At 29.5% G+C, this 11,901-nt stretch carries 13 protein-coding genes; 8 read left to right on the top strand and 5 right to left on the bottom strand.

Annotated elements, in window-relative coordinates; translation table 11 throughout:
- On the top strand, nucleotides 1–1,481 hold a 1,481-nt coding region (locus ACTT9D_RS05730), incomplete at its 5' end, for a hypothetical protein (RefSeq protein ID WP_440930837.1).
- On the opposite strand, the gene fumC is transcribed toward ACTT9D_RS05730, so the two are convergent.
- Entirely contained in the window at nucleotides 1,476–2,864 is a 1,389-nt protein-coding gene (gene fumC / locus ACTT9D_RS05725; RefSeq protein WP_440930836.1) for a class II fumarate hydratase, read from the bottom strand. The two genes, ACTT9D_RS05730 and fumC, sit on opposite strands and share 6 nt — an antisense overlap.
- Before the next feature lie 56 nt (nucleotides 2,865–2,920).
- Between fumC and ACTT9D_RS05720 the strand changes: the two genes are divergently transcribed.
- Nucleotides 2,921–3,295, top strand: coding sequence for a phosphoribosyl-ATP diphosphatase (locus ACTT9D_RS05720; RefSeq protein WP_440930835.1), 375 nt, complete (start codon nucleotides 2,921–2,923; stop codon nucleotides 3,293–3,295).
- On the opposite strand, the gene ygfZ is transcribed toward ACTT9D_RS05720, so the two are convergent.
- On the bottom strand, nucleotides 3,285–4,172 hold the full coding sequence (gene ygfZ, locus ACTT9D_RS05715; protein ID WP_440930834.1) for a CAF17-like 4Fe-4S cluster assembly/insertion protein YgfZ: 888 nt from the start codon (nucleotides 4,170–4,172) through the stop codon (nucleotides 3,285–3,287). The two genes, ACTT9D_RS05720 and ygfZ, sit on opposite strands and share 11 nt — an antisense overlap.
- A 43-nt stretch (nucleotides 4,173–4,215) precedes the next feature.
- Here ygfZ and ACTT9D_RS05710 point away from each other — a divergent pair, with 43 nt between their 5' ends.
- The gene (locus ACTT9D_RS05710) at nucleotides 4,216–5,523 is read left to right on the top strand and encodes a dihydroorotase (protein WP_440930833.1); all 1,308 of its coding nucleotides are present in this window, start codon (nucleotides 4,216–4,218) and stop codon (nucleotides 5,521–5,523) included.
- Here ACTT9D_RS05710 and ACTT9D_RS05705 read toward each other — a convergent pair.
- Together ACTT9D_RS05705 and ACTT9D_RS05700 are read right to left on the bottom strand one after the other, a co-directional pair.
- Nucleotides 5,516–5,848: a DMT family transporter gene (locus ACTT9D_RS05705; RefSeq protein ID WP_440930832.1), complete on the bottom strand. Its 333-nt coding sequence runs from the start codon at nucleotides 5,846–5,848 to the stop codon at nucleotides 5,516–5,518. The two genes, ACTT9D_RS05710 and ACTT9D_RS05705, sit on opposite strands and share 8 nt — an antisense overlap.
- Complete coding sequence (locus ACTT9D_RS05700) at nucleotides 5,841–7,742, bottom strand: propionyl-CoA synthetase (protein WP_440930831.1); 1,902 nt, start codon at nucleotides 7,740–7,742, stop codon at nucleotides 5,841–5,843. Before ACTT9D_RS05700 ends, ACTT9D_RS05705 begins: the two co-directional genes overlap by 8 nt.
- A 214-nt stretch (nucleotides 7,743–7,956) precedes the next feature.
- Here ACTT9D_RS05700 and ACTT9D_RS05695 point away from each other — a divergent pair, with 214 nt between their 5' ends.
- The 4 genes from ACTT9D_RS05695 to ACTT9D_RS05680 all read left to right on the top strand — a co-directional run bounded on the left by ACTT9D_RS05695 (nucleotide 7,957) and on the right by ACTT9D_RS05680 (nucleotide 10,770).
- The gene (locus ACTT9D_RS05695) at nucleotides 7,957–8,724 is read left to right on the top strand and encodes a bacteriorhodopsin-like (protein WP_014952819.1); all 768 of its coding nucleotides are present in this window, start codon (nucleotides 7,957–7,959) and stop codon (nucleotides 8,722–8,724) included.
- A gap of 86 nt (nucleotides 8,725–8,810) precedes the next feature.
- Complete coding sequence (locus ACTT9D_RS05690; RefSeq protein ID WP_440930830.1) at nucleotides 8,811–9,131, top strand: 2Fe-2S iron-sulfur cluster-binding protein; 321 nt, start codon at nucleotides 8,811–8,813, stop codon at nucleotides 9,129–9,131.
- Nucleotides 9,131–10,147 carry an NAD(P)/FAD-dependent oxidoreductase gene (locus tag ACTT9D_RS05685; protein ID WP_440930829.1) on the top strand — a complete coding sequence of 339 codons (1,017 nt, stop codon included), beginning with the start codon at nucleotides 9,131–9,133 and terminating at the stop codon, nucleotides 10,145–10,147. The genes ACTT9D_RS05690 and ACTT9D_RS05685 overlap by 1 nt, the downstream gene beginning before the upstream one ends.
- Nucleotides 10,144–10,770 carry a glutathione S-transferase family protein gene (locus tag ACTT9D_RS05680; protein WP_440930828.1) on the top strand — a complete coding sequence of 209 codons (627 nt, stop codon included), beginning with the start codon at nucleotides 10,144–10,146 and terminating at the stop codon, nucleotides 10,768–10,770. Before ACTT9D_RS05685 ends, ACTT9D_RS05680 begins: the two co-directional genes overlap by 4 nt.
- Before the next feature lie 2 nt (nucleotides 10,771–10,772).
- Here ACTT9D_RS05680 and ACTT9D_RS05675 read toward each other — a convergent pair whose 3' ends face one another.
- Nucleotides 10,773–11,306: a TraR/DksA family transcriptional regulator gene (locus ACTT9D_RS05675; protein WP_440930827.1), complete on the bottom strand. Its 534-nt coding sequence runs from the start codon at nucleotides 11,304–11,306 to the stop codon at nucleotides 10,773–10,775.
- Nucleotides 11,307–11,388: 82 nt separating this feature from the next.
- Here ACTT9D_RS05675 and ACTT9D_RS05670 point away from each other — a divergent pair.
- Nucleotides 11,389–11,901 (top strand): glycosyltransferase family 39 protein (locus ACTT9D_RS05670; RefSeq protein ID WP_440930826.1); only part of this gene is annotated, 513 nt, incomplete at its 3' end.

The following is an 11,901-nucleotide window of genomic DNA, read 5'->3' as shown; positions in this document are numbered from 1 at the left end:
TACCTTCAAAAAAAGAAATTTTAAATTTATTAAATAATTTCAATAAATTTTTAGCAAATTGTTTAAATCAATTAAAATTTGATAATATTAAAAAATTTCATAAAAATTTAATTTATGATCGTAGATTTATAATAACTTTTTTTGTTGTATTAATTTCTATTTTCGCACATCTTTCTGCTCCAGCATTTTATCAAGATAAATGGGTTTTAAGCAAAATTAAAAAACAACTAGAGAATGAATTTAATTTAACGTTTTTACTTCCTGAAAAAGTAAATTATTCAATGTTCCCGATTCCGAGTTTCCATCTAAAAAATGTTGAAATAATTCATAAAAACCAAAGTCTCGGTAAAGTTAATTTAGTGAAATTAAATCTTTCCTACAGTAAGTTTTTTGACAAAGAAAAAGTTAATATTCAAAATGTAAATTTAAAAAACGCAAAATTTGAAATTCATGATTTAAACATTAAAGATTTATTAAAATTTTTAGATAAAGAAATAAATAAAAAAAAACTTTATATAGAAAACAGTCAATTGTTTTTTAAAGATAAGAATAAAGAAGTTTATGCAATATTATCGTTAGGAAAAAGCATCTCATTTTTCGACCAAAAATTAATTAAAAATTTTTTAAATTTTGAGGGAGAAATTTTTAATATTCCAATAAATGCAATTATAACTAATGATTATTTAAGGAAGAAATCTTTATTAAAATTTGAATTAAATAAAATAAATAAAAAAATTAATATAGATCTAAATTATTTAAATGATCCGAATCAAGCCGAGTTAGAAATTTTAGATGGTTCAAATTCTTACATTACTGATATAAAATTTAGCAGCAAAGGCTTTCATTTTAAAACAATTGAAAAAAATGAAAATAAATTCTCATATAATGGTATAATAAATTTAAATCCATTTAGCTCTGATATTAAAATCAAATCAAAAGTTTTTGATTTAAAAAATTTGATAAATCAAAATGGATTATTATTACAAATAATAAATTCAAATATTTTAAATAATCCAAACCTTAATTATAAAATTGATTTAAGCTCAAGTAAAATTAAGAACCACAGATTATTAAGTGATTTTGTTTTATGTTTAGTTTTTAATCAAAAAAATTTTAATTTTGATGGCACAAAAATAAACTTTGATAATAACGTTAAGATAGAAATTGTTGAAAGTATTTATAAATCAAATGAGAAAGGAAATGTTTTTTCTGGTAAAATGATTTTTTTGATTGAAGATGAAAATAAACTCTATAAGTTTTTTCAAACAAAAAAGATTTATAGAAAACCACTTAATAAGATTACTTTTATTTTTTCTTATAATTTTGATAAATCAGAACTTTCGGTTGAAGAGTTAGAAATTAATGATAGATCAAATAATGTAATCAAAAGTTTTCAAAAAAAATATGAAAACAAAAAATTTGATAAACTAAGAAAATTAGAAATTAAAAATTTTTTTAACGAATTAGCGTCTACATTATGATGGCGTAATCATTTTCTTTGGATTTACTATCTTTTCATATTCTTTTTCATTAATGATATTTAGTTTTAAGGTTTCTTCTTTAAGAGTAGTATCGTTTTTAAGAGCTGTCTTTGCAATTTTTGCTGCAGTATCATACCCTATGTGTGGTGCTAGAGCTGTAACTAACATAAGTGAATTATCAAGATGATGTTTTATTTTTTTTTGGTTTGCTTTAATACCTTTGACACAAAAAATAGCAAAATTTTTTGTGCTATCAGCTAAGATATCTATTGATTGTAAAATATTGTGTGCAATCATTGGTTTAAAAACATTCAATTCAAAGTGACCATGAGTGCCTGCCAGAGTTATACCCATATGATTTCCAATAACTTTTACACATACCATAGTTACAGCTTCACATTGTGTTGGATTCACTTTACCAGGCATTATAGAAGAACCAGGCTCATTTTCGGGTAATAGTAATTCACCATATCCAGCTCGAGGACCAGAACCTAAAAATCTAATATCATTGGAAATTTTCATTAAGGCAACTGCGCAAGTATTTAATGCTCCAGAAAAATTAACTATAGCATCATGAGCAGCAAGTTCTGCAAACTTATTTGGAGCGGGTTTAAAAGGTAATTTCGTAAATTTTGATATTTCTTTAATTATTTTTTTGTCAAAGTTTTTTTTTGAATTTATTCCAGTACCAACCGCAGTTCCACCTTGGGCTAAAAAGTATATTTCTTTTAGAGCAATTTCTATTCTTTCAATACTTTTTTTTAATTGTGTGTGGTAACCTGAAAATTCTTGTCCTAAGGATAGTGGTGTTGCATCTTGTAAATGAGTTCTGCCTATTTTTATAATACTTTTAAACTCTTTAATTTTTTTCTTTAATTCTTTTTCTAAAATTTTTAAGCTTGGTAATAATTTTTTTATTGTTTCTTCAGCTACCGATATATGCATTGCTGTTGGAAATACATCATTTGTAGATTGAGATTTATTTACATGATCATTAGGATGAACTGGTTTTTTCGTTCCTTTTTTCCCACCTAAAATTTCAATCGCTCTATTTGCAATTACTTCATTTACATTCATGTTTGTTTGAGTCCCCGACCCTGTTTGCCAAACTTTTAATGGAAAGTGATCATTAAGTTTTCCTTTTATGATCTCATCAGCTGCTTTAACAATAGTATTAGATATTTTTTTATCTATTAATTTATCTTTAGCATGTACAATAGCAGCAGATCTTTTAATTATTGCAATTGATTTTATGATTGATGGATTGACTAGTATTTTTCCTATATTGAAAAATTTATTTGAACGCTCAGTTGAAGCACCCCAATATTTTTCTGAAGGCACCTGAATGTCACCTAAGCTATCAAATTCTTTTCTAGTTTTCATTTTTGAAAAATATTACTTAGATATATATTAAATATATCGATTCTAATAGGAGTAAAATGACAAATTTTAAAAAAGTAAAAATATTTATGCAAACTTTTGGACAAGAGGTAAAAAATAAACCATCGTTGAGTTCTGAAAAAATTAATAATTTAAGACTTTCTTTAATACAAGAAGAATTAGATGAGCTTAAAAAAGCAATACAAGATAAAGACATTGTTGAAGTTGCAGATGCATTAACAGATATATTGTATGTTACGTATGGAGCTGGTCATGCGTTTGGTATTGATTTGGACCAATGTTTTAATGAAGTTCAAAATTCTAATATGAGTAAATTAGACGATGATGGAAAACCTATTTACAATGAAAATGGAAAAGTGATGAAAGGTCCTAATTATTTTAAGCCTGATTTATTAAAATATATCAAAAGTTAATCCAATTTGGCTTATTTATTTTTAATGATCCACTTTCAGTAATTAAATTTGCTGTATCTAAATTTAATTCTTTAAATTTAATCAATCCAAATGGGTAATTTCCATCAATTAAAATTTTTCCAATTTCTTTACCTTCAAAATTTATAATATCATTCTCTTTAACTGAACCATTAATGAGTTTTAAAGAAAACAATCTTTTTGATAGTTTGTTCTTATGTTTAATTCTTGCTGTATTTTCTTGTCCCACAAAACACCCTTTTTTATAATCTATGCAATTAAGTTCTTCATAATTACATTCAACACCAAAAATTTTATTTTGTAATTTATTTAATCCTAAGGGAACAATTCCCAATTTATGAGATAAAGTGTAATATTCAGATGTATCAGAGCTTTTTAGTTTGAGTTTTTTTAAAGATAAATAGAGTTTTTCCAAATTGATAATAAGTCTTGCTCCCAGACCCTGATTTCTTGGATCTAGTAAAATTGGATCTTCTCTATATTTAATAGTATGACCCAAAACTTGTTTCGCATAATCAAATTCTAAAAATTTTTTTAAGCTAAAAGCTGCAACTACAAATTCATTACTTAAATTCATTAAATCTACTTTTGATCTTAATTTATATAGATTTAATTGTTTAAATAACTCTTCTGATTGAGATTTTTCGCAATCTATAAAATAACCAGATTTATGTTTAATTATAATAAACTCAAAGAGAAATTTTCCTTGAGGAGTTAGTAGAGATGCAAAACAACTATTATCATCTTTTACTTTTGATAGGTCATTACTTACTAGATTTTGTAAAAATTCATAACAGTCATCTCCTGAGACATATAAAATTGATCTATCTTCTAGTATATAAACTTTTTCATTATTCATAATTGAATGAGTGATGATTATAATATAGGAACGAAATCATAAAATGTTAGATTTAATTATTAAAAATGGTGAATGTTACATTGATGGAAATCTACAAAAAGTGGATATTGCAATAAAAGATGGCTCAATCAATAAAATTGGAAAAATAGATGAAAAAGCAAATGAAATTTATGATGCTCAAAATCAAACAGTTTTACCAGGCTGTATAGATACACAGACTCATTTTAGGGAACCAGGATCAACTGATACAGAAGATTTACACACAGGAAGTAGAGCTGCAATAGTTGGGGGTATCACCGCAGTTTTTGAAATGCCAAATACAAATCCACCCACATCAAATAAAAAGGAGTTTCAAAAAAAGTTAGATCTTGCAAAAAATAGAATGTATTGCAATTACGCATTTTATTTTGGTGCTACAGCTGATAACGCAAATGAATTAGCTGATTTAAAAAATTTAGAGGGGTGTTGTGGAATTAAATTATTTGCAGGATCATCAACAGGAAATCTATTGGTTGCCAATGAAAGAGATATAGAAACAGTTTTTCAAAATGCTTCAAAGGTAGTTTCAGTTCATTCTGAGGATGAAGAAATTCTCATAAGAAATAAAAAATTAATTGAGAATGGTAACGTTCATTCACACCCAGTATGGAGAAGTGAAGAGTGTGCAATCTCATCCACAAGAAGAATAGTTAGAATAGCAGAAAGATATAAAAAAAGAGCGCACATACTACATGTTACAACTAAACAAGAAGTAGATTTTTTATCACAACATAAAGGAGATATAACTTTTGAAATCACTCCGCAGCATTTAACAATTTTCGCACCTGATTGTTATGACAAACTTGGAACTTATGCTCAGATGAATCCTCCACTAAGAGATAAATCACATTATGATCGATTATGGTATGCAGTTAAAAATAATATGAATGATACAATTGGATCAGACCATGCTCCTCATTTGAAAGCAAACAAAGATAAAAAGTACCCAAACTCTCCATCTGGAATGCCAGGTGTCCAAACTTTGATGCCTGTAATGTTAAATCACATTAATGAAGGAAGATTATCTCTAACTCAATTAATTAATTTAGTATGTGAAAATCCAGTTAAAATTTTTGGCATTCAAAACAAAGGTTTTATCAGAGAAGGTTATGATGCAGATTTCTCAATTGTTGATATGAACAAAACTATTAAAATTGAAAATAAAAAAATCGAAAGCAAGTGCGGTTGGTCACCTTTTGATGGTTTTGAGTTTAAAGGAACTCCAGTCGCAACAATTATTGCAGGCAAAATTAAAATGAAAGATGGAGAAATTATTGGAGATCCAGATGGTACTCCACTGCAGTTTAATTAAGTTTTATAGCAAAACTATTAACTAGAATAACACCTAAAACAATTAAAAATAATCCAACAATAGCTTGCCAAGCTAAAGTTTGCTTAAAGAAAAAATATCCAAGAATTGCAATTGTAAATACACCAAGTCCACTCCATGTAGCATAAACAATAGCAATAGGTATTTTATCCATGACAAATGTCATTAAATAAAAAGATGTTAAATAAAATAATGCAAGACAAACTGTAGGTAGAACTCTTGTAAAGTTATTTGAAACTGGCAGCAACATCGTACCAGCTACTTCACAAAAGATAGCAATTAATAAAATTGCGTATGTTTTAACCATTATTTAAAATTTTATTATCTATAAGATCTTGTTTTATCTCATCAAGAATTGCTGGATCATCAATAGTTGGTGGCATTTTATATTCAACATTATCTGCTATCTTTCTTATTGTACCTCGTAAAATTTTACCTGATCTTGTTTTAGGTAATCTCTTAATTACGATAGCAACTTTAAATGCCGCAACAGGACCAATTTTTTCTCTTACCATCTGGATACATTCTTTAGATATAGTATCATTATCTTTATCAACACCTGCCTTTAAAACTAATAAACCAATAGGCAATTGACCTTTTAATTTATCTGCAATACCAAGAACTGCGCATTCAGCTACAGACTGATGTTCTGACAAAACTTCTTCAATTGCACCCGTTGACAATCTATGGCCAGCCACATTAATGATATCATCTGTTCTGGACATGATCCAAATATAACCTTCATCATCAATATGACCTGCATCATAAGTTTGATAATAACCTGGATAATTACTCATATAATTTTCCTCATATCTTTTATCTGCATTCCAAAGTGTTGGGAATGTTCCAGGAGGTAATGGAAGTTTTACAACAATATCTCCCATTTCATTTGGTTTTGCTAAAGTTTGGTCTGATTTTATGATTTGAACATCGTAGCCTGGAACAGCTTTACACGCAGAACCATATTTTGTTTTCATCATCTCAATTCCGGTACAATTTGAACTAATTGCCCAACTTGTTTCTGTTTGCCACCAGTGGTCTATCACTGGAACTTTAAGTAAATTTTCTGCCCATTTGATTGTATCTGGGTCCGCTCTTTCTCCAGCTAGAAATAAACTTTCAAAACAATTTAAATTATATTTTGAAAAGAATTTTCCCTCAGGATCCTCTTTTTTAATTGCTCTAAAAGCTGTAGGCGCCGTAAATAAAGATTTTACATTATACTCAGATATTATTCTCCAAAACGTACCTGCATCAGGAGTTCCTACTGGCTTACCTTCAAAAAGTACTGTGGTGCATCCTTTGAACAAAGGTGCATACACTATATAAGAGTGTCCAACGATCCAACCAATATCACTTGCAGACCACCAAATATCATCTTCATCAATGTTATAAATATTTTTCATAGTCCATTTGAGAGCAACAATGTGACCACCAATATCTCTTACAATACCTTTTGGAGTTCCTGTGGTTCCTGATGTATAAAGTATATAAGCATAGTCATTAGAATTTATTTCTACACAATCATGATCACTTGCATTTGAAAGTGATTCCTCCCAACTAATTTCTAATGGAGTATTGAGCTTTACTTCATGACCTGGTCTTTGGAACAAAATCATCTTACTTATTTTGTGTTTTGCTTGTTTGATTGCTTCATCTACAAGAGGTTTGTACTCAACAGTCCTTCCTGGCTCGAAACCACATGACGCTGTAACCAAAAGCTTAGCTTTACTATCATCAATTCTACTTGCTAGCTCATTAGAAGCAAAACCACCAAAGACTACAGAGTGAATTGCTCCTATTCTTGCACACGCAAGCATAGCAACGACTGCTTCCGGGATCATTGGCATATAAATTATTACCCTGTCTCCCTTTTTAACTCCTTGATTTGATAAAGCCCCAGCAAATTTTGAAACTTTTGACCTCAATTCTTCGTAAGTGAACTTACTTTTTTTGTCAGTGATTGGACTATCGTAGATTAAAGCAGTTCTCCTCCCTTTACCTTGATCAATGTGAATATCTAGTGCGTTATAGCAAGTGTTAGTTATCCCATCTTCGTACCATTTATAAAATGGTGGATTAGATTTATTTAAAATTTTAGAAGGTTTTTTGAACCAAAAGATATTATTAGCTGCTTCCTTCCAAAAATTTTCAGGTTCTTTGATGGATTTTTCATAAATTTTACTAAATTTTTCTGACATACTTAATTTGATTCGATTGTGCTTATTTTTAAGGTTTTTAACTTTAAAATTGTATTTAAATTTAAAAAACAAGTAAAATCAACGAAAAATAATCAAATTAAGTCTTCAATTAACTAAATTTATTTGCTATTTAACCCCAACTTTGGCTTAGGGAAGCCTAAGCTTAGTTTATATAAACTAAATAAATAAAAACTAACGAAAGAGGGAGTTTTTTATGAAAAAACTTAAATTGTTTGCTCTTACAGCTGTTGCTCTTATGGGTGTTACAGGTGTAGCAAACGCTGAAACTGTCATGTTAGCACAGGATGATTTCGTAGGAATTTCATTTTGGCTAGTATCAATGGCATGTTTAGCTTCTACTGTATTCTTTTTCTTAGAAAGAAGTTCAGTACCAGCTGGATGGAGAGTTTCAATGACAGTTGCTGGTCTAGTAACTGGTATTGCATTCGTACACTACATGTACATGAGAGATGTATGGATCATGACTGGTGACTCACCAACTGTATACAGATACATTGACTGGTTAATTACAGTACCTTTACTAATGCTTGAGTTCTACTTTGTACTAGCAGCAGTAAACAAATCAGATTCAGGAATTTTCTGGAGACTGATGATTGGTACATTAGTAATGCTTGTAGGTGGATACTTAGGAGAAGCTGGATACATCAACGCTACACTTGGTTTCATAATCGGTATGGCTGGTTGGGTATACATCTTATATGAAGTATTCTCTGGTGAAGCGGGTAAAAGAGCTGCTAAGAGTGGAAACAAAGCACTTGTTACTGCTTTTGGTGCGATGAGAATGATCGTTACTGTAGGTTGGGCGATCTACCCATTAGGTTACATTTTTGGTTACCTAACAGGTGGTGTAGATGCTAACTCACTAAACGTGATTTACAACGCAGCTGACTTCTTGAACAAGATCGCTTTCGGTCTAATCATTTGGGCAGCAGCTATGCAACAACCTGGTAGAGCCAAGTAATAAGTTTTACTAAGTTTAAATTTTAAGATAGGGCAGGTATGTAACCACATACTTGCCCTATTTTTTTTACATACTATATATAGTTCATGACTAAGATAAATTACATCACACACGATAATCAAACTTATTCAATTGATGTTCAAAATGGCCTCACAGTAATGGAAGGAGCTGTGCAAAATGATATTCCAGGCATTGATGCTGACTGCGGTGGTGGTATGGCATGTGCGACCTGCCATGTGTATGTAAAAGAAGAGTGGTTAGATAAGCTACCTGTAAAAGAAGATGGTGAAGAGGATATGCTTGATATGGCTTTTGAGCCAAAACAAAACAGTAGATTAAGTTGTCAGTTAATTGTGTCAGATGATTTAGAAGGTTTGACAATTAATATACCATCAAAGCAAGGATGATGATCAAAACAGATGTATTAATTATTGGCGCTGGTCCAACAGGTTTATTTTGTGCTCACCAATTAGGATTAATTGGATTGAAGTGCGAAATAGTTGATAACCTCGATAAGGTTGGTGGTCAATGCATAGAACTTTATCCTGATAAACCAATTTATGATATTCCAGCCGTTCCAGAGTGTACGGGTGAAGAATTAACAAACAATTTAATTAAACAGATAGAGCCGTTTAATATCAAATTTCATTTAAACGATAGAGTTGAAGAAGTTAAAAAAAATAGAAACATTTGGAATGTAAAAACAAGTAATCAAAAAGAATTTGAAGTAGCATCAATTGTAATTGCAGGTGGTGTTGGTTCATTTGAACCTAGAAAGTTTTCTGTAAAAGAGAGTGAAAAATTTGAAGGCAAAAATTTATTTTACTCAATAAAAGATAAATCAATATTTAAAGGTAAAAATATATCCATATTTGGTGGTGGAGATTCGGCTTTAGATTGGGCGATGGAGTTATCAAATGAAAGTAACATAAATTTAATTCATAGAAGAGATGGATTTAGTGGTGCAGAAGCAAGTGTTCAAAAAGTAAAAAATCTTGCAAATAATGGAAAAATAAATCTTTTTACAAAATACCAATTAGACTCCATTCAAGGAAATGGCTCAATAGATAGCATAAAAATAAAACATGATGATGGTGAAATTAAAGAATTAAAATCAGATTATGTACTTGGTTTTTTTGGATTAATAATGCAATTAGGCCCAATTTTAGAATGGGAATTAAATGTAAATAAAAAAACAATTGAAGTTAACACTGAAAATTTTGAGACAAATAAAGAAGGAATATTTGCAATAGGAGATATTTGTTCCTATCCAGGTAAATTAAAACTTATTCTATCAGGTTTTCATGAAGGCGCTCTTGCTGCAAGAGGTTGTTTTAAATATGCAAGACCAGATGAAAAATTGAGATTTGAATTCACAACTACTTCTAAAGCAGCACAAGAAAGACTTGGTGTTAAAAAGTGATTGAGCTTTTAACAGCCAATACTCCTAACGGAAAAAAAATAAGTATTATGTTAGAAGAGATTGATTATGACTATAAAGTTACCTTTATTGATATTGGTAAAGATGATCAATTTAAACCTGAATTTAAAAAGATAAGTCCATTCAGCAAAATACCTGTGATCAAGGATATTAAAGATAATAAAACTATTTTTGAGTCTGGAGCAATATTGATTTATTTAGGTGAAAAGAGTGGAAAGTTTTATAACGAAAAAGATAAAACAGAAATTAATCAGTGGTTAATGGCTCAAATGGGCTATGTAGGTCCCATGTTAGGGCAGCATCATCAATTCCATCATTACAATCCAGGGAAGAGTGAGTTTGGTGAACAGCGTTATTTCAAAATATCTAAAAGAATTTATGAAGAGCTTGATACAAGATTGAATCAATCAAAGTTTTTAGCTGGTGAAGATTATACTATTGCTGATATTGCAACCTTTCCATGGATTGCAAGACATGAATGGCATGATATTGGTCTTAAAAATTACAAGAACTTATCAAGATGGTATTCTGAGATAGCATCAAGGCCAGCAGTGATAAAAGGTTTTGATTTAATGAAAAATGGTGAGGAAGTGCCAAAAATTTAAACTTAGTCGTCTGCGTGAACTTTTTCTTCTTTCTCGTGTTTCTCCTGAGCTGCAATCGTGTATTTAGCAACTGGTCTAGCCATAAGCCTTTTAAGACCAATTGGATCAGCTGTATCTAAACAGAAACCATAAGTTCCATCTTTAATTCTCATTAAAGCTTTATCAATTTCTGAAATTAATTTTATTTGTCTATTAATTGCTTTCATTTCCACATTTTTATCTAGATATGAATTTGCTTGATCCACAATATCAGCAGATATGCTGTTATCATCCATGCTTCCATTATAAAGAGCTTGGTTATTAGCTTTCACTAATTCTTTTCTCCATTCTGTTAATCTCATTCTAAAAAATACCAAATGTTTTTCACACATGTATTTTTCAGTATCTTTTGGCTCATAAGTTTTTGAAATTTTAACTGGTCCTTTCGGTGCAACTATTTTTTTAGGCGCAGCCTTAGGTTTTGTAGAAACTTTAGTTTTTGGTTTCGCTTTAGTTTTTGTAACTTTTTTCTTTTTTGTTTTGCTTGCTTTAGGCATTCTGTAAATTTTGAGTTGTGGGAGTATATTCAGCAGATTATTAGTGTCAAGAAAGACTAATTATTGTAAAAAATATGGATTAATGAATAGATATTACAAAAATATAGATAAATTATTTTACATTTTTTTATTATTCCATTTGGTTATTTGGACATTAGTACCAACACTTACTAATCAAAACTTACCTTTAGATACAATTGAAGCTTTAGCTTGGGGTAGTAATTTAGATTGGGGCTTTAACAAACATCCGCCAATGAGTGCTTTTTTCCCTGAAATATTCTATAGAATATTTGGACCCAATGATTGGGCTTATTATTTTTTAAGTCAATTATTTGTAATAATTGCATTTTATTTTGTTTATAAATTTTCAATAGAAATCTTTAAGAATAAACCTCTGAGTTTTTTGTCAGTTATAGTTTTAGAGTCTATTTATTTTTATAATTTCACAACTCCAGAATTTAATGTAAATGTTTGCCAATTACCTTTTTGGTCACTTGTAGTTTATTATTCTTGGAAGATTTATAATGAGAAAATAATTACTTTTAGAGATTGTATATTAATTGGCTTATTCTCTGCTTTAGGTTTTTTATCTAAA

Source organism: Candidatus Pelagibacter sp. (genome assembly GCF_052049815.1).
GTDB lineage: Bacteria > Pseudomonadota > Alphaproteobacteria > Pelagibacterales > Pelagibacteraceae > Pelagibacter.
The sequence above is the reverse complement of the archived record's forward strand: the minus strand, read 5'-3'. Positions and strand labels throughout refer to the sequence as shown.